A 24,804-nucleotide genomic window follows, 5' to 3' on the forward strand; every position below is an offset into this window, starting at 1 on the left:
GAGTGCAGCTAGCAGGCCTGTATCACTATGCCTCCTTGCGGCGCCCGCCAATGATCATCGAGGCCAGCGCCATGACCCCGGTGACCGTGAAGACTGCCGGCCACGCGCCGATCTTCTTAGCCAGGGGGTGGGACGCGCCAAAGGCCGCAATATACGTGCCCGTAAGTGCGGCAGCCCGCGCCGCGCCGGCGTCGTTTTTCCAAACCGCGAAGGCGGCCAAGCCGCAGGCTACCAAAATAGCGCCGCCTGCCTGCCTGTTGCCTGTATCGCGGGCGACCTTGTAGCCGAGCAGGAGACCGGTCTTGGCCAAGCCGGTCGAAATGATGCGAGACATCCGATTTCTCCTTCGGCGGGACGGATAAGCACTAACCTAAGCATAGGTCCGGCGCGGGAAACGTAGTCGAGGCGACCGTGACTATGTAACGTGACTATGTAGTGGGCATACACATCCCGCCAGGGCCCCGCCAGCGCATGTACGGCAGCGAATGACTCGTCTTCCCGAGAAAGTGGCCATTTCCCCATGGAGCAGGCGGCTCTGGATGCTCGGCTGAATGTTCGACCGGGTAGCCAACGGACCGGAGCATCTTCACCGCCGCGCTGAATTCCGCAAACGTCAGTTTGGTCTCTGCGTCCGGGTCGACGTCCTCCACGACCGGAATGGATAGCGCGCACGCGATCTGGTTAAGGCAGGAAAATCCCATGCGCAGGAGCAGTCGCGCCCGCAGGATCGGTGCCGTGCCCGGGGCTTAAAGAGAGTTGCAGCGCGACACTGTCCATGACGTTGAGCAGTGCCGTTAGCCAGTTCGCCGCAGGTCATCTGCTGAACTGCTCCGCGGCACGACGACCCCTGGATCGATGGCCGGAACCTAAGCCGCAGAAAGCGAACCTCACCTGGTCGTGGTCTCCGTTCGGGGTGATCCATGCCCAGGCGGGGCTGGTGAGTCGGCCGTGGAAGCCGGGGATGAGGAGTTCGGTGGCGGCTTCGTAGGCGTGAGGTTGCAGTTTCTAGAGCAGCTCGAAGAGCACGGTTTCGGGCGACAGGCTTGCTCTTCTGCAGGGCAACCGCCACTACAAATTATCGTGCTCGAACTCGATTGATTCGATGAGCTTGTCGTAGGCTTCTTCGCCAAGGTCATCCTGCGAGATGTCATAGCTGGATGCGGGAAGGTGGCCTTCGCTTAGTTCGTCCGTTCCGTAAAGTTCTAGCCTGCACACGCTGCACGCGTAAGTGTGAGGGTGAAACGTAAGTTTCCAGTAAATGCCGGCGAAGACTGGTTCATAGAGACCATTTCCCAGTGGTTCGACGTCCCAATCGGCTTCCGGATCACCGTCGACCCTACCGAGCAATCGTCCTTTGGAACCACATTCAGGACACGCCTGATCCACGCCGTAGAAACCGCTCCCGAAGTCCTCTGGGTCGAGCAGTTCCGCAGCCTGCTCCTCAAGTTTGTCGGTAGTCTCCCGAAAAAGGATCTCTCCAAGCCGAGCCTCGAGGACATTGAGGTGATGGCGCGCACGTGCGCGTTTTGCGGTAACTCGGTGACCGGCTTCGGAGAGCTTCTCCTCTAGAAGAGAGCGTGCGGTCCCATAGTGGTCGCCGTAGAAGATCTTGGGATCCTCCTTTAGTCGTTCTAGAAGCGGTTTACACAGCGCCAAGGAGTCAAGCAGCACGTGTCTCGACTCGCTCGGAGACCCCACGTGCATAGCCCCGTTGCGGATTTCCACCATGCGCCCGCACCTCTTCTTGTCGATTGGCAACACACCAAGAATTTGCTCCAAGCGTCGGAGCATCACAGCGAGACTGATAGTTCGGAGACGAGGGTTCGAAATATCAGGTTTCGTTGCCAGGCTAATGAGGGAGTGTTCTGCATCCTGGTTTAGCGGAACGACGAGGACCGGATTTGTCCTCCAAAGTGCTGCTTTACCTAGGTGCTCGACGGCCAAAGGCGCAAGCACGGCCACTTTTGCGTAATCGTCCTCCGCGTATGCCTTAAGGGCTTCGTCCATCCATGTCGAGGCCGAATTCATCAAGTTCGCCACTGCCGGATGGGTCGTGACCTCTGTGGCCGTTTGAGCTGCGTCTTGGACAGAAGGGTTCGCCATATGCGCAGTATCTCAGTATCCGGCCCGAAAATGTGAAACTACGTGCACGCTGGCTGCCAGCATTGCGCGGCGGTGCTCGTTCCATCCGCTTCGGATGGAGGTGGACCGTAGGCCCTATGTTTTATTGCAGATCGGATTCGCAGACAGCACGACGCACATGGTCACAGTTAGCGTTATCGAGCGGAAGCGCATTGTTGTGCCGAAGCCCATGGCCCCTAGGCTTCCAAACATTAGAGTCGCCTCATAGGTGCTGAGTTCTGGGTTGGCGTCGCCGCAGTCGGCATATCGGTAGTCGCGTTGGTCCGGGGCGAGATCCACCAGCGTCGTAAAGCTCCTGAAAGTGCCCGGCGACGTGCGATGGACAGCGTGTTCGAATCCCTAGGTGCCGTCGTGGCCCTCATCGAGCATGCTGACATCAAGATGCCGCCGAGCTCCGAGATTAGCGCTGTTATGCAGAACTTCGAGCGTGAATGCTTACGTTGGAACCCATGCTCCCAGCGGAGCAGGCACTTCCGAGTCAGTGTGCGGCAGGCGATGGCCCATTGTTTCGGTCCTCCTGCATCCGAAGCCTTCGACCCAGCAGCTCCAGAAAAGCCTGCTCATCCTTTCGATAGATACTGGTGGGACATTGGCACCATGTATCTGGAACATACAAGGAATTGCCTGGGCGCCTGGCTGGCAGACGAACGCCGCAACCGCCAGATGCGCGACCTTCCCCGTAGTATTGCTGGCGGTGCGACGAAGACGGCGCTGCCAGAGTTGGCCACTCTCAAAGGCCGACAGATAGCACCAATGAAGACTGAGTCGAAACTGGTTCGTGACGTTACTACCCGCCATGGACCAACTCCGATTGGAGATTCCTGAGACACAGCCGCCTAAGCCCAGCCAGCGTTCTAAATCCCAAGTCTTGTAGCGGGTCAAGGACGAAGGCCGTATCCCAAACACGACTCCGAGAACTAGTCCTGGGCGCTTGCCAATAAAGCCGATTCGTGTCCACCGGGCGACCGTAACTGGACTTGAGACGAAAATACTCGAGCAATGGGCGCCAAGAGCGGTTAGGTGGCGGCAAGCGACAACAACTCGACACCGCCCTGCTGGCCCTAGCTGGGGAGATCGAGTTAAACATCGTGAAAATGAGTGGAAGCGGGAGCGAGCACCCTGGCACTTTTGCGTGCCGGGCAACGGGTCGTTGAGTATCGACTGCTTGCCATGCGACGACGCTGACGGAGATTGCCGTGCCGAGGGCAGCGACAATCACCCCCGGATCTGCAATTGCGTTCACTTTGACAATGATTCGCATGGGGTTCGGCCTTCCCTGCTCCGTAGCTGGTTGAAACCTGTAAAACCTCACCAAGAGAGGGTCCGTGCGGGCTGGCAGCAAGACGGCCAGCGATGGCTGATTGCTGGCGCTCCTCCGCCGGCGTGTTCGTCGTGACGTTCCGCGGCGCCTTCGAGCGGTCGGCAGGTTCGCCGTACTGGTAGAAGCAGGCACGGGCTACGCCGCAAATGGAGCAACAGAACGGACGCGACCTGATGGCTCTCTAGCGGTAAAGCGGCGAACGCGTCTCGGCAGTTATGAATGGGCAAGGTCTGAGGATCGTCAGATTGCGCACCGGCACTCCAGTACAGGATGAGTGACGAAAGTAGCCTCTGAACGGCCATGGAGGCAGGCGACGCTGAGGGCTGCGACACGCGTTCCCCCTTTCGCCAGTCCTCGTCGACAGCGGAGCAGTACGGTTAGAAGCTCAGTAGAAAATTGACAGTTGGGCTAGGTCTAATGAGTGACTTATTCGGAGCATACGATGCATTTTTTTCCAATGGCTTCCGATCGGGGAAATGCGTTTACGCGAACTCGGTCAGAAGTTGTCTGATCCCGGGAACGGAGGACCGCTTCAAAGAAGCAGTATATTTCGCAAGCCAAATGGAGGCGGGTTATCATGATCCGCAGAAGTTTCGTTATGCACTAGGAGCTTTCCTTTCCGCATATGGATCGATCTCGGAAATCCTAACCAAGGAACTCGAAACCCGAAAACGTTGGACTGACTGGAAAAAACACCTAGCTAACATTCCGCAAGGTATACGAGAGAACGAGTATGGCCCCGCTCTAACGCGCGCCCGCAATATAAACATTCATCAAAAGTCGGTTTTCGATGGAAGCATTTGTGAGATGGGCATCTACCGTGGCAGGACGCACAAGCTTAGCATTGCGTCGAACATTGATTGGGACATCTCGAGTGCGGAGCTCATCGATAGGCTATGGGATTCGGAGTTCGGCAAAATGATGCTCGACAAAGAGCATTCCGCCATCGGTGAACAGTACGGGATTCGACGAACTTATCGGCTACGAAAGGTTTCGGACGAACTCCCTCCCTCAGCAAGGGAACTAGATATTTTAGAAATTGTCCGCAGGGCGCTGCTGAGAACGCACGACCTTCTGGGATTTACCCATACTATGGACGGAGAGGTGGTAGGCCTGTTGAGCGGCGAGGAGATCGCGAATTCTTTCACCTATATGCAGGTCACAATCCTGTTGGAAAGCGACGTGCGTCCCGACTTACTCCAACTCTGGAACTGGCCGGATCTGGGGAAAGAGCTTGTACCAGTGGCCAATTTCTAGTATCTAATAACCCCGGGAATTTGCCGCGAGCTGGCACGTGGTCCCGAAAGATCCGATGCCGTTCATCTCCGGCCTGCGAGGCAGCGAAAATTTCGGACTTCCGCAAACACCAGGACTCTCCCTACGGCAGAGACCTCGGGGACCTACGCGCACCCACCAGATACCAGCTGCATCCTGAAAGGCTGCTTCGATCGCGGGATTGAAGTGCATTCCGCCCCATTCGCCCGGTAGCGCGATGCGCGATTCTTTTCCCGATGGCACCAGCTGGGCGACGACAAACAAAGGTTTCACTACCCGACCCAGGCCCTCCTCGTTGCGGTTGGCGCTTCTTAGGGCGGTGATGACGTCGTAGATCACGGCGTCAACGGCGTTACGCACGACGGCCAGCTTGGGGAACTCGAACCAGGCCCTGACTGCATCAGTGGTGCGCCATTCGGCCTGGCGTTGTTCCTTTCACTCCACTGGCTCGAGGCGCTCCTTCGACGCGGAAATCCTCTAACGCAAGGAATTCATGATCGGGTCGGTATGGGCGCTCCGTCCGGCATGTGCGCGCGAAGCAATCTATCCGCCGCGTTCGATGCCGGAACTGCAATCAACCAGGCACCGGACTGTACGGCTCCACGGTTCCCATCCAGTGACGCGTGAAGGTTAGGGCCGATTCGGCTAGTCCTAGAATTGGGCTGTAAATTCGGCGGACCCCCTGCCGAGCACATAGTCCCACTCGTCGGGATCGGCAAATTCAGGTCTAGGTGCAATCTCTTCCACGACCTTAACCTGACCGGGGAATCTTGGAACTGCCAGGGCCGGAAACGCGGTCCGTGGGAGTACATAGTTATGTTTCGGGTTTTCGATGGACCCGTCTGTCAGGTACCAAGGGTCAACCGTCCCGATAACTTCAATGAGCCGGCCTTGGAGGTGAGGGCTACCAGGCTCCTTCCGGCGTGATTCCGCTGCGAATTTCAGACCCGTAACCAGGCGCCCGGTGACGGCCTTCCAGTCAATCGGGACAGCCAGGCCCCACCTTCCGGTACGTTGGAGCTCCATCAAAAGATTCGAAACGACTTCACCGAAATCTTCGTTTTCATCCCAGCTAACTTGAGAGTAGAAGCCGTTGTTGTCGGGTGAGTATGCGACGAGGTAGGGAATGTTGTCGTCCAAGGTGCACTCCGGGCGGTCGAACCGGGTGTACGCCCGGAGCTCGGCAGGTAGATCCAGCCTCAATCCGATGCGAAGTTCCCCCGCCTTTCCGGTGGCTTGAACGATGATTTCCTGATTGTGGAGGCTGTTCATGTCAACGGCCGACTTTAGGGCAGCCATCGCAGCTGTCCGAGTAAAGTCCTTCGAGAGATCAGTCAGCTTTTTGTCCTGATCACTCAACTTGTCCTGGACCCTTGAATTTATTCGCTCCTCGAGAGAGGCGAATTTCTGCTCAATATCGTCCTGAACCTCATTGCGGATGCCTTCCCTGATGCTGGCAGTTGCGTCAACAGTCGCTCTCGTCACTGAGGTTTTGACGGCTCTGCGTATCTTCGGTTCGACAAGGAGCAGGAGGCCAGCAGAGACGAGGCCAGTGCCGAAGTTAGTCAGAATGGACTGCCAGATCGACAGGTTCTGCGTGTCCTCGGGAGCGAACAGCGGACTGATGAAAAATGCTACTGCTCCGAGGATCGCCCCGCCTATGACAAGTGCGGCCATCCACCCGAAGTGAATTCGTTCTTTGGGCGTTTGCTGGGGCGACGTCGTTTGCACATGGAAACTGTACAGGGCCCTTTCCGTCGGTGGGGCATGCCAGCCACGTCCACCCAGCAATTCCCGAACACCGCTCAGGGCCGCTGCGTACATCAGGCAACATCGAGGCTCTTGGCCGAGCAGGGAATGGGCTGTCATCTACCGGTGGCCAGCAAAGTCTGAGAGGGTGTTTGGTCGGGCGCCCACGGCGAGACGCAGGGCAAAAGCCCGGCTCATCGACTGCCAAAGCTGGCGCCATACGCGTAGACAGTGCGGCACCATTGTCGTTCCTCCGGCCAGCCCCGCGAGCCCGAGCGCATGGACCGTGGTCCTGGCCCGACGGGATCTGCCTTGCATGTCGGCCACGCTCGGCGAGACGCCTTCAAGATGCGCGCGGAGGGGAGACCGGAATCGCTCAGATGATCCGTAAGGCTCAAGGAGCGTTTCCGATATGTGCTGGCGCAATGTGACCGGGGTCCAGCACCTCCGCCCCTCCCAATGGTAGACCGCCTGTTGCCGAAGCTGTTGTCGATCTCAGAGCGCTGAGATGCCCAGAAAATCAAGCTTTGTCAACAGCAAAAAGACAAAAAGCCTCTGACCTGCGGAAACACTGTGCCCGAGGTGGGACTCGAACCGGGTTCCGTGCCTTGTAAAGGCTGGAAATTTCCGAGATCATAGGCAATCGGCGCCAGTTCGGGCGGGGTAGGACTGAGTCTGAATCCGCATGTGTTGACATTGTCAACACCCTAGTTCCCTGGCAGACAGCAGTACCGACCCGGCGCCGCGCCTGGTGCGCGGCAGACTCACTGGTGTCCTCTCAGAAGGGTAGTCTCCGGGACCCTCAATCAGGCGTTACCCCACCCGCGCCCGGCTCTTCGATGCCGGCCGGGCTTCTTAGTCCGTCTTCAGCTTGCTGAGAAGCGCGGCGCGCACGGCGTGATTATCCTGCCAGAGACCCAACGAACCTGCGATCGTGTCTCCGATCCGTTCCATGGCGTCTCGGGCGGTAAGCATGTGCACCCCGTGGGACGAAATATTGAAAGCTCCAACGGAGGTGCTACGACCATGGATCATGACCATAGGGATCACCTCAACCTCGGGACCCAACAGGGAACGGTACCCGGTGGCGGCGGCGTGCATCCAGTTTGCCTTACCGCGCCCGTACCCGTCCGAGCGGACAACCAGGTCTCCGTCTCCGGACGCTTTCCATTCGTACTGGCCCCAGCGATAGAGCTTAGAGTCCAGCAGGTACACAATGTTCCCGAAGGCAACCGCGTGGTCCACGTCAGCGTCTTGGTTTCCCGGGAACTGCAGTCCGTGATACACGGCGGTCCCAGGGATTCGCAGCAGAAGTTCCAGTAGAAGGGCCGTGCTGCCCTCACCCCGCGCTCCTGCCTCAACCCTCCCCTGACCGAACTTTCCCGCAGCAGCCAGCACACCACCTGGGCTACCAAAGATGCGGCCACGAGTGGCCTGTCGGATGGCCTCCTCCCGCGCCTCGCGCACAGCACCCCCCCATGCAACGAAGATCGCAAGGAATAGTGCCACGCCCACCAGCAGGACACCCAGTGTCACGGGCGCCATCTGGTTCAGGCTCACGTGCAGAAGGACCGCCGACCAGTAAATGACCGGCATAGCCAGGACAACGGCTGCCACGACCAGCACCAGCATGAGCACGGACTTTAGTGCCGATCGCCGCTTCATCGCCCGGTATTGCGCCGTAGGGGCCGGGCGAGCCCGGCCGTGCACACGGTACCAATGCCAGGCCTCAGGCCGCACGCCGTACTGCCGCAGAGAATGCACGCCTTGGACCATACCTGTCCCCCAATAATTTCTAGCCGCGTTCCAACACGTCCGATGCTGATCCAGCGATCCTAACGCTGGATCAGCATCAAAACGACCACCAGATTGGTGAGGTGCGGGACTTCAATGCGCGAGAGCCGAGGAAAGCTGAAGATGGGAGGCCGCAGTGGCCGCACCTCCCCGTGAAACTAAGTCGTTGCCAACCGAAGAACTAGGCAGGGCCGTCTGCGTTAGAGGGGCCAGAGAGACCGGTAGTGGGAGGGTTGAAATCGAACAAATCGTGAACCTCACTCCATTCGCTGCCGAGCGGTTCTATGAGGCTTTCAGGCATAGCTGTTCCCACGTCAGCAGCATAGGCACCGACAATTTGAGGGGCCCACTCGGTGGCTGTCACGCTGACGGGTTCAGTGAACAGATCTTGGGCGACCTCCAGCGATCCGTCGGCTACCAAGCGTTCAATCAGGTGCAGGGCTTCCACGGTGGCCAGCATCTCGCTACAGACTGTCTTTGTTGCATTCAGCAGCATCTCCTCGGCACTGATGCCGGCGCCATAGGAACGGCGCAGCTCATCCTCGTGCAACAGCTGACCGTACAGCCAGGCACCGGCGACCTCCTTGTTGGTCATGCTCGGTTTGCTTCGCGGCTCAGTCGGGCGGCCGTCCGGGTAGTCCGGGTCTGCAGCCCGAAATTTTGCCCGCAACCCCTCAAGCTTCTCCTTCAAGCCTGCTGAAGACGCCGCAGACTCTCCGAGTGCGTTGAGCACTCTGTCGTAATGCACGCCATCGCTATAGAGAAAGACGGGACGCACCCGGGCGGCCGCTGACTCAACCTGCTCGGTGGGAAGTAAGGGAGCAGGGACCATAGCCACGGCACGCTCCCCGGTCTTCAGGATCTGGGTGAGACGAAAGGACATTGTCCATGCAGCGTGCTTTTCCAGAGTGTCCTTATCAGCTGCAAGGGAATGCTCCTGAACCAGCCGGGCGCGCAGCACGAACCGTGAGATTGTTTGAAGAGCAGCAACCTTCCTTGAGTCCCTCGTCATTTGTTTCTGTCAGCCTCTCTTGATCCCGCCGCAGCAAACTGGGCGGTGGACGCCCCTATAGTCTCCCGGCCGTCGTCCGCGTTTCAGTCGCGTTGAAGGTACGCCATCATCTCAGGAGTAGTCAGGAGGACACGTGGCGAGGCCGCCCTGCTCTGGATGATGATGCCGTCCAGTTCCTGGCCGGCATCCAGTAGCTTTGCGACCCACGCGGCCCGCTGCTTGTTCACATAGCCGATTTTATTCACGGGCCGCCCGGCATGGATTGCGACGGCGTTGCCGTCGTGTTCGTTGTCGGGTTCGCGGATAGCTTGGACGCGCTGGCCGTTTCGGAACTTGAAGGGCTTGTTTGGGTCTTCGTGGAAGCCCATGCCCACCACGCGGAACGCGAATATCTGAAAGTGCCGCAGGGCGAGGATCTTGTAATCAATCAACTCCCCGTCCGGCAGGGCCAGATCGAGGCCGTTGCTGGAAGGTACCAACCTAAGGGGCGGCATGCCGTCGGGGCCGGCCACCAGCTCGGTCTTGGCAGCTGCCGGTCGAACGTAGCCTGCGCGATAGCTCTTGACGCTTTGGCCTGCGGCCGCCGCCTTAGCCTTCTCCGCTTCGTAGTTTCGCACTGCCGGCGGGCGCTGAGGCTGCCCCGCGGGTTTCTCAGGCACTAGTTCCACAGTCACCCCGGGCGCGCGCGCAGGTTCCGGCATTACCGCTGACAGATTTGGCTCTAAAACCGTAGACGGTTCCGCTTGGCCGCCAAAAGCTGTCTTCAACTTGTCCCATATCCCCATAGGCTGACTGTATCGACAACGGCAGGGGGGAGGGTGTCCAAACCGCTGGAAGCGATCCTGTTTGCCGGAAACGAACCGACTCCCGCAGCCCTATTGAGCAAGATCCACTGCGGACCGACTGCATAACTACGGCGTCACAGCTGCTGTTCAGGCACTGCTAGGCATGGTGCGCGTACCCGAACGCACCCTAGCAAGAGGCTCCTGATCCCCGGCGGTCTGCCCGTCAGCGGGGCTTTTCATGGGCCGGAGCCGGAACATGTCAGCGAAGACAGCCACGGGGTTCTGGAGCGGCGGCAGGTCATCGAGCTGGTCCACGGGCCGGGAGCCGGAGCCGGCCGCAACAGGCAGTCGAGCGACCATCCAAGCAGAAAACACATTACGTGGAATCTTTAGCGCCAAGTCCTGATCAAAGAGGCGCAGTACCGGTTCATGCAAGAGCCCATAGCTGGAAGCCCGGGCATAAGGGCGCGTCGCAACAACACCTCGGAAGGCGGAAAGTCAAGCTTTGTCAACAGTAAAAGGCTAAGAAGCCTCTGACCTGCGGAAACACTGTGCCCGAGGTGGGACTCGAATTGCATTCTAGGCCTTGGAAACACTGGGAGACCGCGAAAACATGAGGAAACCGGAGCAGTCCGAGGTCAGTACAACCCGATTCGAAGCGAAAAGTGTGGACAATGTACACGCCCCGAAATCAGCCAGTTCGATCATCGCGGCCACGAGCGACACCCACATCACGGGGCTACGGTTCTTCCTTGTGCTGATAGATTTCGTCTCCCTTGAGGGCGGGACGATCACCATGATCGCGGGTGATGCCCGTGCCGGCGGCGAGTAGTTTGCGGGCCGCCATATGTTCTGCGGGCACGTTGACCGATTCCACAGCCGTCAGGACTCCGTCCCTGAAGCAGAGGACGGAGAACTTTGCTGCCGCCTGATCTCCCAGGACCAGCATGCCGTCATCGGGCCGTGGGAGCCCTGCCATCTGCAGCCGGTAGTGGGCCCTGAGTGGACCAGAACCAAGGCAACTCCGTGTAGGAGTGTTGAGCCCCAAGAATGGTGCGTGCGCCATGACGGGCCTGATCAGTGGCATTCTGGACCGACTCCAGACGCAGACGGATGAAGTCGGCATGCTGCGTGATGAGGAACAGCAACTGCTTATCGACGTGCGAGTCATTGAGGCCAGCGTCGTCCAAAAGCTGGCTGATACGCTCAGCGACCTTGACATTACTCAACAGCCTGGACGCAGCGCTGCATGCGGTCTTGTACCAGTTGGGCTTGCTCCGGTCGATGTCGTAGACCTCCAGGTAGGTCTCCACGCCATTGCCGAAGAACTCCTTGCTCACGTAGAGCTGGCAGAATTCTTCCTGCTGGAGCTTGTCGAGCGCTTTACTCTTTTCATCAGCCACAGATTCGGGTTCCTTGATATGCCCGAATTATAGCATTATTACTTTTTCGGCCGCTTCGTCTTTTTCTTCTTTGGGAGCTTTTTCCATGCTGAAGCCTCGGCGCGATTGAGCATAACCATTCCGATAATGGCTATGGCCCAGCCCACCGCCGGCACCCAGCTCTTCGCTTCGCCCTGGACAACAAGGATAAGGACCACTGCAAGTATCATGCCCCCAAACAGCGTAGATACCCCGGCGATCTGTCGGCGCGTTGTGAACTCAGCTCGGTCGTGAATGGCAGACGCGCCCTGGCCTGCAACGCGGGCGCGAACCGTTGGCACTTCGAGCGCTCCGTCCGTTATGAGCTGATATTCGATCCACTCTCCCGGATTCAAAAGGCTCGGTGTGAAGCTAATTGACTTAGATGTGTGCTCAGAGATCGCCGGATTGATATCGTCACTCGACCGGCCACTTATGAGGACCTGAAGTATGTCACTTTTGACAAAGCTCATTTTGACAGGGCCGTCGAAATCATCGCTCTTGAGCTCGATCTTTCCGGTGTTCCCCAGTTTCACTTGGCTGATGATTGGACTGGAGACATCCTTGCCGTCGTACACGACCTTGAGCGGCAGGTGCCCGCTTTTGGCACTGAGTATGGGCGTTTGGCTCATCACCTGCCATCCAAACCGCTTGGGTCGGAGCGACAACCAGTAGAAGATAAAGCCTGTTATCAACCCTGCAACGCCGATTATGTTGCCGGTTTGCTCGCCGACCCACTTCCAGAAATTATCCACCCGTCGATGCTACTAGAGGTAAGCGACAGCGTTTTCCGCAATGAACGATCTCTGCCCAGATTTGTAGGGCTGACAGCCTAGTATCTGAACCATGACCTTCACCTACACTTCCGCTGATCTGTCCGAAATGGCAGCCAGCATTCCGAACCGCGCCAGCGAAGCTGGCCTGGTTATCATTCCGGGCCTCGACATCCTAAAAGAGGCGGACGTGCTGCTGAACGGCGAGGAAGCCAACATTGACGACACCCTGAGGCTGGCCAGTCTGGTGGGAGCTCCCTTCATCACGGTCGAAGACAGCATCTACTCAGCCGAACAAACGCGTGCCGGCTACACCCAGGAACGCGGAGAGCTTCCGGCCGCGGTAGAAAAGCTGTTACGTGATGCCCAAAAGTACGATGGGTCGTTGATGATGTTGACGTTGAGCTGGGTGTCACAAGGCCTAATTTACGAATGGGTGGCCCAATCTGATTGGATTGACCCCCTTGTGACGCAGATTCGCGCCAAGCTGGATGACGCCGAGGCCGAATCGGAGGCCGAATCCGAGGAGCACCGAGAACAGTACCGCGCTGCGTACCAAGCTGCCCTTTCGGCGTTACTCAACTCGCCCAAATACCGCGGCGAGTCGATTGGGAAGCGCCGCCACCTCGTATCGTCGATTCTCGCCGAGGCGGGAGTGGAGGAAATGCCAGAGGTTTTCATGACCCGGCAGGTACAGCCTGAGGCCAACAGGATCATCGGTGAAAAGGTCTACGAGTATGAGCAGGACTTCCGGGCCCGCAAATCCGAGCTGGCCGACGAACTGAGAACCTACCCAGCCTGGCAGCGGGTCTACACCCAAATTAAGCGCAAGGCAGCTACCGCTGAGTTCCTAAAGGAAAAGGCCGACGGGTACAGACTGAGCACCGACTTGGCTGGAGAGATTAGTGAAGCTGCGGCCAACCCTGTGTATGTGTCTCGCTACTAAGCCATCGTGGGCGCGTCTCTCGGTCGGCAATAGACCACGCACACGTAGGCTGTAGGCCAGCTAACGGTCTAATCAGGGGGAAAAAATGAGTGAATCCAACGGCGGCATGGGCGATACCGCAGTGATAGAACGGACGGCAGCAGATCACCGGGTGGAGCTGAAACTACGCTTCGTCTCCCGCGACTACACCCTTCCCGAGTTGCGTCGGCGCTTCCAAGATGTTGAGGCGTTGCTGACACTGTTGCTGGCGGACAAATGGATGCTGCCGCTCTCCAATTACCGTCGCGTAACCTATTACTCCAAATCCGGCATGTATCTGCGTACTGCGAGGGGAGTTCAGACGGAGCACGCAGAGCTTCTCAAGGGCGTGGTCATTGAAAAAGTTTCACTCAGTAGCCCGTTGGAGATTTTAGCGGTCATCACCGCTTCCGCTGGAGCCGTCGCCGCTGTAGTGAAGCTCATGCCTAAAATCATCGACGTCAAGAATGATTGGAATGAGAGTCGCGTCAAGCGGGCGGACTCCAATCTGAAACTTGATGAGATCGAGTTACAGCGTAAGCTCGTGAAAATCCTCTCCACTGAAGCCGACAAGATGACGAGCGACGGATACGAAGCGGCGGGCGTCAACAACCCAACCAAGAGACTTGTGAAATCAGCTGCCCGCGCTATTGCCCAGTTAGACGATGCCGAGACCAAAGACTAAGTATGTCTGCCAGACTTTGACCAAAACTTGACCGGAAAACCTGCTGCTCGCCCGGTAAACTCAGGAGACACCGCGATGGATCTGGGGAGGTCGCCTTAGCGAGAGGCTCCCCGTGCAAGTATCACCATCTCCGACCCCCGGCATTGGCGCACTACCGGCGTTTGATTTGACGTGGTTCTGGGAGGGCCTGGGCTCTCTAGGCTGCATTGCCCTTACGGTCCTCTTCGCCGTGATCATGTACAGGCGACTACGAGATGGATTTGGCTTCCACCCTGCTATTTTGGCTGGAGGCCTGGAATCACTGGGTTTCGCCATTTGGTGGGGTATTGACGGAACTAACCATCTTTGGCCCGAACTGCGGCCATATTCGGTCTACGGCGTCCTAGGCATGGTGGTCATCGGATTCTTCGTCTTTATGTTGGCCGATAACTGATAGCCTTTTTCTATGGCAACCAAAACTTACACCCGGCTTCTCGACGACCTCGACGGTTCCGACGCCGATGAAACCATCCGCTTTGGTATCGACGGGGTCACCTACGCGATTGACCTCAATTCCGGCCACGCTTCCGAACTGCGCGACTTCCTGAGTCGCTTCCAGGAAGCTGCTCGTAAAGAACGCGGCTCGACCAAGCGCCAGACAAAGTCCACCGGCGGCGTCGATACCAAAGCTGTCCGTCTCTGGGCGGCTGACAACGGTATCCAGGTCAACACTCGTGGCCGTCTCCAGGCTGACGTAGTGGAAAAGTACCTAGCGGCGCACTAACACTAAGCCGGGTCCAAAGAGGTGTCTCCAATAGCATGGAGACACCTCTTCATTTTTCAAAACCTATATGTAAGTATGCTGACCGTTGAACCAGAAGTATCGATAAGTGACCCAACCCCTGTTCCAATAGCTTCGCCACCACGGCGATACGGAGCAGTAATTTGCGCCATCTATTTCAACTGGCTGAGCTGAAAATGCAGATAGCCCGCTGGCAGTGTCGCCCGCCGAAATCCCGACACTTCCGGGCTCGCTGATGTGGATGTTTACTTCTTTAACGGTTCCACCCTTAGGGCACATGAACTGCGTCACGGTAACCTTTATGTCGTGCACGACCGGCCCTGCCGAGGCGGGCTGGGCAATGACGAGTCCAAGACCAAAAATCATGGCAAGCGCTAGTAACATCGAAATTAATCTTCTGCGCATGACGGTTCCATTCATATGTTGAGAGACCGCTTATGGTATGAGAGGAGAGCACCGCTTAGGCAGTGCTACTTCACGTCCGCTTCTCAGGACGCCCACGTTGTCGACTGCGCCTAGCACGACAGAGCAGAAGTCTCCCACTCACACGGGGGAATGTATAGAGGACTACCTTAGATCAAGCTGAGAGGTCCCATATGAGAAGCGCACCACAGACCCGCACGGATTCGTTTTGCTCCCTGATTTGACAAATTGCCCTGTACTCCCCCGTGCCTCACGCTCGAAGTATGGAGATTTCCAAGTGTGCCCTGGTATTAGGCATGGTGGCCGGCCTCATGTTCGCCGCGGTGGTGACGACCGCTACGCCCTACGCCTTTGGACTGTCGGCGGTGTCGGTGGTGCTGGTCATTGGGTTGGTGGGACTTGTTGTCGGGCCAGTTCGGCGTTGAACCGTTCGATATCCCTGAAGCACACATCGCAGACCTTGCGATGTTTAGTGGCAGCATTCCTTCCGCGCTCAAAGCCATATCCAATAATGACGCACCAGCCATAGATGCTGAACGCGATGGCCACCCTAAAAGCGTTGACTCCCAACCCACTACTGGCACCCACCGATCACCACGATGCTCGTACCTGGCGCGTTTGTAACCATTGGCGTTGGGCAAGGTGTCGGCATTGGCGTGGGAGTTGGGGGGACGGTGGGTGCGGGCTCCTGGGCAGTTACGCTGTTGGGCTGACTCACGGTGGTCGGCTGGACGACGGGAACGGCCACATGCTCGGCCGGCGCGGTCTGCGTGGCTTCTTGGAGCTTCTGGATGTCCTGCTCGTTGTCGGTGGTGCGGGCGTCGATGCTGTCGATGCGCTGGTTCAGGCCGGGTAGGTCGAGCTCGCCTGACGTTATGCCAGCAGCGCCGAACGCGGTCATGGCGGTGGCGATGAGGCCGGAGATTAGGAGGGCGCGTTTCATCGGCTTACCCTCCATGCCTGAGAGATGTAGCCACATCCCCAGAGAATAAACAGAACAAAGAGCTTCCAGTCGAACCACAGGAATGTGAGTAGACCGGCGATTGGGTAGGCGACGCTTTCAATGACGAAGAGGGAGCGTTTCATCGGATTCCTGCCTCGCGGCGCTTCTGACGGCCAAGCCACGCCTGGTGGATCGCGGCTCGAACTTGGAACAGCCGGCCATGCGCCGGACTAGTGAAGGTGCGGTTCTTGCGCTTCTTACGAAGGCCGAGACCGCGGGCGCTTGTTGGAGGAGTGGAATCTATGACTACCACGGGGTTGGGATACGTGCCCTGTCCTCGCTTACCTGCGTTGCGGTGGGTCCAGTATGTAGTTTTGTCGAACATGATGTAGTTCCTGTTTAGTTGGTAATCGCTAACGACATTCGTCGAAGTTGTTCCCGCCGCGGCAGCGATATCCGAGGCGAGCTTTGTTGCAGAGTCTGAGCTGATGGATGAGCCATTTCATTGTGCTGCCTCAACCTTTCTCTCAGCATCGCAGGCATCACACCGCTCACGGTCAGCAAAGTACTCCTTTGGATAGCCAAGCATCGGCTTCCAATCGTGCTCGCCTCCGTTCAGACAATCCGCCTTATGGGCCTCGTGTTCCCAAATGATCGAACTCGAAACCATGAAGTATTTTTCGCAGTTCGGGCATTCGCATTCTTCGGCCCGGTCCTGATCGTAGAAGGCGCCGTCGTCGTGGCTTAGATCAAAATCATGGTCGCAATACGGGCAGGTGACATCTTTCATCACTCGTTCCTTGTTTAGTAGTTTCCGCGGGCCAGCCAGTACGCATAGGCTCCTGCCCATCCCCCGTAGCGGCTGACGTAGCTGTTCATCGCGACCAGGGCGGCGATGGGGTCATTCCAAGCACCAGCCCACTTGCCGCAGGGCAGTTGCTGGCCCAAGCCGCAGGCTCCCCCGTTCGGATTCACGGCGTTGGGATTCCAGCCGCTCTCATGCTGGACGATGAAGTCCACATAGCCGAAGTTGGCTGGATCTATGCCGGCAGCGGTCATCCAATCGGCATGGGAGCTGGCGGGTAACGGGGCTGCTGTAGGTGCTGGGGTGGGACTTGGGGTTGGCTCCGGCTGCTCTGACGCAGGCGGTTCTGTGACCGGAGCCTTTATTTTGACGTTGGCTCGGCTGCTGCGACCGGTACGGCCTTGAACGCGTCATGGACGGCGGCCTGGGTCTTAGCGTTCGCCTGGTTCGCTACTTGCAGAGTGAGGTAGGAACCGATGGCCGCTCCGATGAGCAGCACGAGGATGTGGTGTTCCATCGCGGGCAGAGCTGATTTGAATTGTTGCAAAAGTGATCGCCTTGTTTATGCATGCATTATGCGCCAAGCGTTTTGAAATTGCAAACGGTTATGCAGAGGTGGTCTTTCATCGCGTCGCATTCAGAGTCGCCCACCATATAATGTGCGACGCTACGCTCGAAATCACCAATTGCCAGAGTTTTAAGTTGTAATAAGTTTTTTCTTAGCGCCTGGCACGCTCAACCGGTGCTCGGTTTTCCGCACTGTTTGACATGCCGCTACTTCGATGAGGAAACTACGAAACCCCAAAGTAGGATGTCCTCATGGATGGGGAGACAATACGCTTGATCGTCGTTGCTTGTGGAGCGATAGTTGCCGGCCTACTCGGGGCACTCATCGCCGGGGCATTCAATAGCCGCAACACACTGGCGACGATAGAGGCTGCAAGAGTGGCCGCAGAGGCGCAACGTGACGCGGATCGCGAAGTAGAACACGAGCGCTGGCTACGCGACAGAAGGGTCGAGGTGTACTCAAAGTTCCTCGAAGAGGCGCATGATTTAGGCCTGCATGTGGCATGGCTTGGAATGGGATATAGCAATGACACAAGCGAACTCGCCAAGAAGGCCAGAAACCTGTCGTTGCTGAATCTGCGTGTCCTGGCACCGACGGTCGTCCTCGACGCGGCCCAGGATGTCATGCGGTCCACGACTGCCCTCACGACTGAATTGCTTGCGATAAAGGAAAGGACGGCCTCGAGTACGGAAGCATATGACGCCGCAACCAAGAGATTCAATGAATATTTAGCGCTGCTGGAAGTGCGGATTTCGAATGACCTGGGAATAGACGTGGTTGCCTGATGGATTTCAACCCAGGCACTTGGGGCACTGTCGCTGACTGGGTGGGCGGCCTCGGCACTACCGCCGCGTTCATCGCTGCCGTAGTCGTGATTGCCAAAGATGCAAAGGTGCGTCGCATCGCCCAGGCTCGCAAGGTCGTTTACATAACCTTAGAGGGGTCGGCCTTCGAAAAGGACGAAGCCACGGGCCAAACCCGCCGGAGGAATACGATCCGATACGTTCTCAAGAATCTGAGCGATGAACCGGTATACAGCGTCCGTTTCATCGTTCGGTCCGGCCCCTATAGGGGCCTCCGATTGGGCGCAAAGGATGTCGTTCTTCCCGGCGAGGACTTTGCCTGCAAGCTAGAAGCGGACGACCCGCCCGTTGCGGTGTTTCGCGATAACTCCGACGTGAGGTGGGTTCGCAACATCAAGGGAAAGATTCATCCCATCAGCTCTATCTGGCTAACCGAGAAGGACGCTGCGTACGTGGACTGATCGCTACAGTCCTCCATGGGGCCCTTATTAGTCCTGGCCTCCCTCCATCTGCTTCTTACCCCGGCGGGAGACTTGACCCCCGCGCCGGCCGGCTTCCACAGCTTTGTCATGATCCTTGAATGGGTTGTTCTTGGAAACCTTCCCACCAAGATGCCCAATGACTTTGTAGAAATTGGGTTTACCGTTCGTTCCATCGCCGTAGCGAGCCTTGTTCGTTGCGGCGGCTTTCAATCCCCCTTCACGTGTTCCTGCCATCTATTTGTTCTCCTGAATCAGTTCTAATTGCTTCTTGGCCGGTGCTTCCGCGATGGGCTGCCTCACTCCGAAGTGCTGGCTGAACGGGAGCTTGGCCTGGTCGAGTACCCGCTTACTTGGGCGGGACAGCTTGGCCGATAGTTCGATGTGCCGGTTCCGCCCGGCCTGATCTTTGAGTACGTCGCGCGGCCCGTGTCTTGCGTGTAGGCGATGAGGCTGTGACTGTGCTGCTCCTTTAGGTCGTGGAGTAGGTAGGCCACCTCTCCCCTCTCGACTGCCAACCGGCCGAGTTCACGGTCGTCCTGGATTGCCAGCTTGAGTCTTACGGCTGCTTCTTTCACGGCTGCTTGAGCCTCGGTCAGGACGGCGAACTCTGGTAGCTCGGTCACCAGTTCCGTCCGGCGCTCCTTGATGGCCTTAAGGTCGGCCGTCGCTTGGTCTATTTCCTTTTCCAGCTCATGAATCCGATTCATCTGAGCGATGTCGAGTGACATTGTTTACTTTTCCCTCTTGATTAGTTTCGGTAGCTGCGCATTGCATCGGAGGCACAGGCTGTGTTCATTGGCTCGGCAGAAGTTGATCCGGACAGTCCAGAGATGGGGGCAGTTCATGGCTTCATCCCCTGCTCGTATGCGTTCTTTATCTGCATGTAACGCTCCGGTTCTCCCCCTTGGTCAGGGTGGTGCTTCTTCGCCAGGACCTTGAAAGCGGTCCTAACTTCCTCTGTGGTTGCACTCCTATCGACGCCTGACTATGACAGGTTTGGATGGCCCCGGTAGGACGGTTATTTCTGGCCCCACTTCGTGACTCGCCGGGCAGCTTGTGACGGTTATATGTGGCCCGCCTTCAACGTTGGATTCATCAGGGGATGGATGCGGCGGAAGGCTGGTCTGGATGGAGTCGAGAGTGGAGTTGTTCGCGCTGATCCGAAGGGATGCCCGAGTCGAGGGCCTCTCGGTCCGTGCGCTGGCGGCCCGGCACAAGGTTCACCGAAGGACGGTGCGGCAGGCTCTGGAATCAGCCTCCCCTCCGCCGCGCAAGCCAAGAGAAGCGGTGGCCCGGCGGCTGGAGCCGTTCAAAGAGGCGATCGACGCGATGCTCATCGAGGACACGACGGCGCCGCGGAAGCAGCGCCACACTGCCCGCAGGATCCTGGCCCGGCTCATTGAGGAACACGGCGCGGAGAAACTCTCGTATTCGACCGTGCGCGACCATGTGCGGGTCCGCCGGGCCCAGATCGATGAGGAGGCCGGCCGCCGGGTGGAAGTGTTTGTCCCGCAGGAGCATGCCCCGGGCGCTGAGGCTGAGGTGGACTTCGGTGAAGTTTGGGTCGTGCTGAACGGGGTGAAGACGAAGTGCCACATGTTCGTTTTCCGGCTCTCGCATTCGGGCAAGGCCATCCACCGGATCTATCCGACACAGGCGCAGGAAGCTTTCCTCGAGGGCCACATCGAAGCGTTCCAGGTCCTGGGTGGTATCCCGACGAAGCACATTCGCCATGACAATCTCACCAGCGCGGTCACCGCCGTGTTGTTCGGGCAGGGCCGGCAATGCCAGGAGAATGACGGCTGGGTGCTGTTCCGCTCGCACTACGGCTTCGACCCCTTCTACCGCCAGCCCGGCATCGCGGGAGCGCACGAGAAAGGCGGGGTCGAGGGCGAGGTGGGCTGGTTCCGCCGCAACAGGCTCTCCCCGATGCCTGTTGCTGGGTCCTTGGATGAGCTCAACGACCGGATTCGCTTATGGGAAGCCCAGGACGAGCGCCGGCGGATCAATGACAGGATCCGCACCGTCGCACAGGACTTCGCCGCCGAGCAGCCGCTTCTGGCGCCGCTGCCGGGAGAAGTCTTTGATCCGGGCCTGGTCCTGACACCACGGGTGGACAGGTCTTCGATGATCACGGTGCGGATGGTGAAGTATTCCGTCCCGGCCCGGTTCATCGGCAGGAAAGTCCGGGTGTCCCTGCGGGCGTCAGAGGTCGTGGTGTTCGATGGCCGTGCCGTGGCTGCCCGGCATCCGCGGGTTGTTGCCAAATGCGGGCAGTCCGTCCAGCTGGACCACTATTTGGAGGTCTTCAAAACCAAACCCGGCGCGCTGCCCGGTTCGACGGCGTTAGCCCGGGCGCGGGAGTCCGGGGCGTTCACCAGCGCCCATGAGGCGTTCTGGGCCGCTTCGCGCCGGGTCAATGGCGATGCGGACGGCACCCGTGAGCTGATCGATGTTCCGCTTCTCCCCCGTGTCATGGCCGCAGAAGACGTCCAGGCTGGGATCGCCGCGGCGCTGGGAGTGGGTGCTGTCAGTGCCGACGTAGTCGCCGTCGAAGCCCGCAGACACGCCTCAAAAATCCCTACGCGTGGGGCCGGTTCGGACCGTCATCCCGGTGCTCACGACGAAGTGAATGTGCAACGCGTTGTCAGCCTCACACAGCGCCGGCTCATGGATCCGGCAGTGGTCATCGCCGGGCTCCCGCCGGACGCCCGGACGTTGCCATCGGTCCGTGTCTATGACGAGTTGTTGGCCAAACGCAGCCACCCCGAAGGAACCGTGTCGAAGGAGAACATCTCATGAGCCCCACCGCAGCGGCCACCACCATCACCCCGACCCTTCGCCGGCGGCGTGGCTTGACCGAGCAGGCTGCGGTCGCTGCCGTGGACCAGGCCTGCCGGCGGCTCAGATTGCCCACGATCCGCGCGGTCCTGGACGAGGCCCTCACGGTTGCCGGGAAGGAACAACTGTCCTACCAGGGCTTCCTGGCCGAATTGTTGCTGGCTGAGTGTGATGACCGGGACCGGCGCTCCTCCATTCGCCGCGTCAAGGCCGCGAACTTTCCCCGCGACAAATGGCTCGGGGATTTCGATTTCGACGCGAACCCGAACATCAACCCGGCCACCATCCACACTCTCGCGACCGGGGACTGGATCCGCAAGGGCGCACCCCTCTGCCTCATTGGAGACTCAGGCACCGGTAAATCCCACCTGCTCATCGGCCTCGGCACCGCTGCGGCCGAGAAGGGCTACCGGGTCAGATACACCCTGGCCACCCGGCTCGTGAACGAGCTCATCGAGGCCGCGGACGAGAAGGTCCTCGCTAAGACCATCGCCCGCTATGGGCGTGTGGACCTGCTCTGCATCGACGAGCTCGGCTATATGGAACTGGACCGCCGCGGCGCTGAACTCCTCTTCCAGGTCCTCACCGAACGGGAAGAGAATTCCATTGCGATCGCTTCCAACGAGTCGTTCTCCGGATGGACCAAAACCTTCACCGACCCCCGCCTCTGCGCCGCCATCGTGGACAGGCTTACCTTCAACGGCGCCATCATCGAAACCGGCGCAAACTCCTACCGGCTCGCCCACAGCCTCAGCCGGGCAATCTCCGATAGCCAAAAGTAGGACTTGGGCGGTTGGCAGGTGTCGATGCGGCCCGTCAACAACGTCATTCAGTGGGTCTTGTCGCGAGATATCCGCTGGGTCGGCTCAGGGATTCTCAACGGGACGTTTTCGTCAAAGTCAGCCAAATCCGCCGGTAACCAAGGGACAGGTGATTAGCTGGCGGGCATGGAACCCAAGTTTGTGCGCTACGAGGCAAGCTCTCCCAACGGCCGCGGACGCCACCCAGGCATCTTCGCTCTCGCCAACGGTCTGGCAAACGATGGCAAACTCAGTGATCAGGACTGGGCTGCCTGGCGTAGCGCGAACGATCACTATAACGCCGCATACGCGGACCCTTCGACAGTAGACACAGCGATCTATGACCGTGCAATCAACCCGTCAGCACAGTCCTGGTTCAAGCGCACGGCCACGCACCTGCTGATCGGCGTGGATTTCTACACGGACCTTCTAAACCGTTATGACGTCGGCTGGCAGAGACTCTATTCGAACGATCCAGGGAGAATTCTTTACGAAGACGACGTCCAGATAGTGGTCGCGCCTCATTAGGGAATGATGCGCCAGACATCGTGGCAGCAGGCAACTGGCACCGCTCAGGGCGCCCTTGCAGCGACGAGACTTCGACGTCTGTCGGTCATAGATGTTCTTTGAATCTTTCCCATGCCGACTGACGAGTGATGTCCAGGGCCGCTCCTATTTGGGACCAGGTAATCTTTCGTTCTCGGGCGGCGCGGACCCAGATGCGAAGCTGCTCTTCGACTGTGAGGCTTACCCTGGAGATTTCGGGCAGGTGGTGGAGGATTTCCGCGTCGGACATTTGGTCCCAGACGGGCCCCATCGCCCTGGACGGACCCTCGGTGCTGGTGTCGCGCAGGATCTTCCCTGCCTCGGCGACGCACAGTTCGCAAATGGTGACTCCAGGCCCGGCTATGAGCCGGGTTTCGGAAGGCGGCGTCAACCCGCAGAAGGTGCAGGAATCGCGTGGGCGGTCATTAGACATCGATACGTTCTCCAGACAAACGAGTTGCTGCCACAAATGTCAGGAACAGCCTGACTATAGTCAGGTATGACCTTACGAATCGTGGCTTTCATCAAGAATACGGGCAACCGCAGAAGCGTTGGGGAAGAGCATCGCCGGCCGGCCAGATTAGTTATGCCTGCGGCTTTCCGAAAGTTGTTCACGGCCAGCATTGGGGACGGAATCGGCGACGACGTACTCCGCTCGATGTTGCCGGTTATCGCTGTTGCCTTTCTCGGCGGGGGGGGCTTTCCAGACCAGTGTTCTGAACGCGCTGGGCATGGCGGCATTCCTGCTGCTCGGAGTGCCGGCCGGCGTTCTCGTGGACAGGTGGTCGAAAAAATCCACATTGGTTCTGGCCAACGTTGTCCGTGCCGCCGCAGTTGTCTCTGTGCCGATCGCGTATTTCCTTGAAACGCTCAGCATCTGGCACCTCTTTATCGTCGCGGCCGTCGTCAGCGTGGCTGACGTCGTTTTCACGACGGCGCAGTCCGCCATGATGCCGACGCTGCTGAAGGGAAGCGAACTGGGAGACGGCTACGCAAAAGTACAGTCCGTGCAGAGCGGCCTGGCCATAGCCACGCCAGGAATTGTAGGTCTGATTATCAAAGTAGCGTCCGCTCCGGCCATGCTCCTCATTGCCGGCGCAGCCTACTTATTCTCAGCAGTCATGACCGGCAGACTCCCACAAGATCCGCCCTCCCGAGCAAAGACCCCGGACAAGTTCTGGTCCGAAGCACGCGACGGCCTCGGCTACACACTGAGCCATCCTTTGATACGCTCCTTGATGATCTCCGTTGCCCTGGTCAATGCCGCAAGCATGTTCGGCGCCGCTGCCAAAGTCATTTTCGCCCTCCAAATCCTGAACATCCCCATGGATCAATTCGTAATCCTGGGCGCACTTTCAGCAGCAGGGGGTCTGGTCGCTTCCATGACGGCTACCCGCACCACGCGGCGTCTCGGCGTCGGCAGAACCAAGATCGCCGCGAGCCTGGCAAGCGCCGGATTCGTCATCCTGCTCCCTGGGGCGCCTTTCCTGGGGCTGGCTCCGGTCGTGTGGATTGGTATCTCGGGATTTGGCTGGTCCTTCTTCATCATCCTGTCCGGTCTGGCGGGGGCCGGCATCATTCCCCGGCTCGTTCCGCACCACCTGATGGGGCGAGTCATGTCCACCTACCGGCTCTTCACCCTTGGGATCATGCCGGTGGCCAGTATCGGCGGGGGCGTCCTGGCACTGGCAACAGGCGTCATTCCCGTGCTTTGGATATGGGCCCTCGTTGCCGCCGCATCCGCCATCCCCATCCTTCTTTCACCCGTTCGGTCTTGGACGGAATTTCCCGAGGAACTCGGCGTCCACTCACGAGACATCCCGGAATATGCTGACCCCGTTGCGGCGCCGTAGTCCCACAGCCCCCTTCCAAGTCCGAAGGGCGCCCACGG

General features: G+C 58.7%; 28 protein-coding genes and 1 pseudogene. 12 read left to right on the top strand and 17 right to left on the bottom strand.

What is annotated here, in order from left to right; translation table 11 throughout:
• Window positions 1-25: 25 nt before the first annotated feature.
• Together C560_RS0101955 and C560_RS23235 are read right to left on the bottom strand one after the other, a co-directional pair.
• Window positions 26-334, bottom strand: coding sequence for a hypothetical protein (locus C560_RS0101955; protein ID WP_026536934.1), 309 nt, complete (start codon window positions 332-334; stop codon window positions 26-28).
• 734 nt (window positions 335-1,068) lie between these two features.
• Entirely contained in the window at window positions 1,069-2,103 is a 1,035-nt protein-coding gene (locus C560_RS23235; protein WP_155855709.1) for a hypothetical protein, read from the bottom strand.
• Between the two features lie 1,777 nt (window positions 2,104-3,880).
• On the opposite strand from C560_RS23235, the gene C560_RS23240 reads away from it, so the two are divergent.
• Window positions 3,881-4,720 (top strand): hypothetical protein, encoded by an 840-nt coding sequence (locus C560_RS23240; RefSeq protein ID WP_155855710.1) that lies wholly within the window; start codon window positions 3,881-3,883, stop codon window positions 4,718-4,720.
• Between the two features lie 669 nt (window positions 4,721-5,389).
• On the opposite strand, the gene C560_RS0101975 is transcribed toward C560_RS23240, so the two are convergent.
• From C560_RS0101975 to C560_RS21040, 4 genes are all read right to left on the bottom strand, one after another.
• Window positions 5,390-6,415 carry a hypothetical protein gene (locus C560_RS0101975; protein ID WP_026536937.1) on the bottom strand — a complete coding sequence of 342 codons (1,026 nt, stop codon included), beginning with the start codon at window positions 6,413-6,415 and terminating at the stop codon, window positions 5,390-5,392.
• A gap of 927 nt (window positions 6,416-7,342) precedes the next feature.
• Entirely contained in the window at window positions 7,343-8,119 is a 777-nt protein-coding gene (locus C560_RS0101980) for an NERD domain-containing protein (protein WP_155855711.1), read from the bottom strand.
• Window positions 8,120-8,462: 343 nt separating this feature from the next.
• On the bottom strand, window positions 8,463-9,293 hold the full coding sequence (locus tag C560_RS0101985) for a hypothetical protein (RefSeq protein ID WP_197026089.1): 831 nt from the start codon (window positions 9,291-9,293) through the stop codon (window positions 8,463-8,465).
• 83 nt (window positions 9,294-9,376) lie between these two features.
• Window positions 9,377-9,952, bottom strand: a complete 576-nt coding sequence (locus C560_RS21040; RefSeq protein WP_197026090.1) for an HIRAN domain-containing protein — start codon at window positions 9,950-9,952, stop codon at window positions 9,377-9,379.
• A 739-nt stretch (window positions 9,953-10,691) separates the two neighbouring features.
• Here C560_RS21040 and C560_RS23545 point away from each other — a divergent pair.
• Window positions 10,692-10,910, top strand: coding sequence for a hypothetical protein (locus tag C560_RS23545; protein ID WP_081801591.1), 219 nt, complete (start codon window positions 10,692-10,694; stop codon window positions 10,908-10,910).
• Here C560_RS23545 and C560_RS24050 read toward each other — a convergent pair.
• Genes C560_RS24050 through C560_RS0102010 form a run of 3 tightly spaced genes read right to left on the bottom strand, consistent with a single transcriptional unit; the run spans window position 10,818 to window position 12,254 of the window.
• Window positions 10,818-11,144, bottom strand: a complete 327-nt coding sequence (locus C560_RS24050) for an oxidoreductase C-terminal domain-containing protein (RefSeq protein WP_442853135.1) — start codon at window positions 11,142-11,144, stop codon at window positions 10,818-10,820. The two genes, C560_RS23545 and C560_RS24050, sit on opposite strands and share 93 nt — an antisense overlap.
• Window positions 11,032-11,481, bottom strand: coding sequence for a hypothetical protein (locus C560_RS23555; protein WP_026536942.1), 450 nt, complete (start codon window positions 11,479-11,481; stop codon window positions 11,032-11,034). Before C560_RS23555 ends, C560_RS24050 begins: the two co-directional genes overlap by 113 nt.
• A 38-nt stretch (window positions 11,482-11,519) precedes the next feature.
• Window positions 11,520-12,254: a hypothetical protein gene (locus tag C560_RS0102010; protein ID WP_026536943.1), complete on the bottom strand. Its 735-nt coding sequence runs from the start codon at window positions 12,252-12,254 to the stop codon at window positions 11,520-11,522.
• A 91-nt stretch (window positions 12,255-12,345) separates the two neighbouring features.
• Here C560_RS0102010 and C560_RS0102015 point away from each other — a divergent pair, with 91 nt between their 5' ends.
• The 4 genes from C560_RS0102015 (at window position 12,346) to C560_RS23245 (ending at window position 15,550) form a co-directional block, all read left to right on the top strand.
• A complete protein-coding gene (locus C560_RS0102015) occupies window positions 12,346-13,218 on the top strand; it encodes a hypothetical protein (RefSeq protein WP_026536944.1) in 873 nt (290 codons plus the stop codon).
• Window positions 13,219-13,303: 85 nt separating this feature from the next.
• A complete protein-coding gene (locus C560_RS0102020; RefSeq protein WP_155855712.1) occupies window positions 13,304-13,921 on the top strand; it encodes a hypothetical protein in 618 nt (205 codons plus the stop codon).
• A gap of 445 nt (window positions 13,922-14,366) precedes the next feature.
• The gene (locus tag C560_RS0102030; protein WP_026536947.1) at window positions 14,367-14,684 is read left to right on the top strand and encodes a histone-like nucleoid-structuring protein Lsr2; all 318 of its coding nucleotides are present in this window, start codon (window positions 14,367-14,369) and stop codon (window positions 14,682-14,684) included.
• A gap of 704 nt (window positions 14,685-15,388) precedes the next feature.
• Window positions 15,389-15,550, top strand: coding sequence for a hypothetical protein (locus C560_RS23245; protein WP_155855713.1), 162 nt, complete (start codon window positions 15,389-15,391; stop codon window positions 15,548-15,550).
• Window positions 15,551-15,699: 149 nt separating this feature from the next.
• Here the strand turns inward: C560_RS23245 and C560_RS0102040 are convergent, their stop codons facing one another.
• The 4 genes from C560_RS0102040 to C560_RS23250 all read right to left on the bottom strand — a co-directional run bounded on the left by C560_RS0102040 (window position 15,700) and on the right by C560_RS23250 (window position 17,420).
• Complete coding sequence (locus C560_RS0102040) at window positions 15,700-16,068, bottom strand: hypothetical protein (protein ID WP_026536948.1); 369 nt, start codon at window positions 16,066-16,068, stop codon at window positions 15,700-15,702.
• A gap of 502 nt (window positions 16,069-16,570) precedes the next feature.
• Window positions 16,571-16,858: a hypothetical protein gene (locus tag C560_RS0102050; RefSeq protein ID WP_026536949.1), complete on the bottom strand. Its 288-nt coding sequence runs from the start codon at window positions 16,856-16,858 to the stop codon at window positions 16,571-16,573.
• Between the two features lie 14 nt (window positions 16,859-16,872).
• Window positions 16,873-17,127 (bottom strand): transglycosylase SLT domain-containing protein, encoded by a 255-nt coding sequence (locus tag C560_RS21045; protein ID WP_051532951.1) that lies wholly within the window; start codon window positions 17,125-17,127, stop codon window positions 16,873-16,875.
• 107 nt (window positions 17,128-17,234) lie between these two features.
• Window positions 17,235-17,420, bottom strand: coding sequence for a hypothetical protein (locus C560_RS23250; protein WP_155855714.1), 186 nt, complete (start codon window positions 17,418-17,420; stop codon window positions 17,235-17,237).
• A gap of 272 nt (window positions 17,421-17,692) precedes the next feature.
• On the opposite strand from C560_RS23250, the gene C560_RS0102065 reads away from it, so the two are divergent.
• Together C560_RS0102065 and C560_RS0102070 are read left to right on the top strand one after the other, a co-directional pair.
• The gene (locus tag C560_RS0102065; RefSeq protein ID WP_026536950.1) at window positions 17,693-18,226 is read left to right on the top strand and encodes a hypothetical protein; all 534 of its coding nucleotides are present in this window, start codon (window positions 17,693-17,695) and stop codon (window positions 18,224-18,226) included.
• Window positions 18,226-18,705: a hypothetical protein gene (locus C560_RS0102070; RefSeq protein ID WP_026536951.1), complete on the top strand. Its 480-nt coding sequence runs from the start codon at window positions 18,226-18,228 to the stop codon at window positions 18,703-18,705. Before C560_RS0102065 ends, C560_RS0102070 begins: the two co-directional genes overlap by 1 nt.
• A 27-nt stretch (window positions 18,706-18,732) precedes the next feature.
• Here the strand turns inward: C560_RS0102070 and C560_RS22885 are convergent, their stop codons facing one another.
• From C560_RS22885 to C560_RS24055, 3 genes and pseudogenes are all read right to left on the bottom strand, one after another.
• Window positions 18,733-18,960 (bottom strand): general stress protein, encoded by a 228-nt coding sequence (locus C560_RS22885; protein WP_081801592.1) that lies wholly within the window; start codon window positions 18,958-18,960, stop codon window positions 18,733-18,735.
• A gap of 62 nt (window positions 18,961-19,022) precedes the next feature.
• Window positions 19,023-19,454, bottom strand: coding sequence for a hypothetical protein (locus C560_RS0102075; protein ID WP_026536952.1), 432 nt, complete (start codon window positions 19,452-19,454; stop codon window positions 19,023-19,025).
• Between the two features lie 113 nt (window positions 19,455-19,567).
• Window positions 19,568-19,696: pseudogene (locus C560_RS24055) on the bottom strand (DnaJ domain-containing protein); the annotation flags it as partial.
• A 158-nt stretch (window positions 19,697-19,854) separates the two neighbouring features.
• On the opposite strand from C560_RS24055, the gene istA reads away from it, so the two are divergent.
• From istA to C560_RS0102090, 3 genes are all read left to right on the top strand, one after another.
• Entirely contained in the window at window positions 19,855-21,528 is a 1,674-nt protein-coding gene (gene istA, locus C560_RS0102080) for an IS21 family transposase (protein WP_026536953.1), read from the top strand.
• The gene (istB, locus tag C560_RS0102085; RefSeq protein WP_026536954.1) at window positions 21,525-22,349 is read left to right on the top strand and encodes an IS21-like element helper ATPase IstB; all 825 of its coding nucleotides are present in this window, start codon (window positions 21,525-21,527) and stop codon (window positions 22,347-22,349) included. Before istA ends, istB begins: the two co-directional genes overlap by 4 nt.
• Window positions 22,350-22,514: 165 nt before the next feature.
• Window positions 22,515-22,895 (top strand): hypothetical protein, encoded by a 381-nt coding sequence (locus tag C560_RS0102090; RefSeq protein ID WP_043422268.1) that lies wholly within the window; start codon window positions 22,515-22,517, stop codon window positions 22,893-22,895.
• Between the two features lie 85 nt (window positions 22,896-22,980).
• On the opposite strand, the gene C560_RS24060 is transcribed toward C560_RS0102090, so the two are convergent.
• Window positions 22,981-23,346, bottom strand: a complete 366-nt coding sequence (locus C560_RS24060) for a ClpX C4-type zinc finger protein (protein WP_026536956.1) — start codon at window positions 23,344-23,346, stop codon at window positions 22,981-22,983.
• 244 nt (window positions 23,347-23,590) lie between these two features.
• Here C560_RS24060 and C560_RS0102100 point away from each other — a divergent pair, with 244 nt between their 5' ends.
• Window positions 23,591-24,766: an MFS transporter gene (locus tag C560_RS0102100; RefSeq protein WP_269320006.1), complete on the top strand. Its 1,176-nt coding sequence runs from the start codon at window positions 23,591-23,593 to the stop codon at window positions 24,764-24,766.
• Window positions 24,767-24,804: the final 38 nt, after the last annotated feature.

This window comes from Arthrobacter sp. 9MFCol3.1, from assembly GCF_000620385.1.
Lineage (GTDB): Bacteria > Actinomycetota > Actinomycetes > Actinomycetales > Micrococcaceae > Arthrobacter.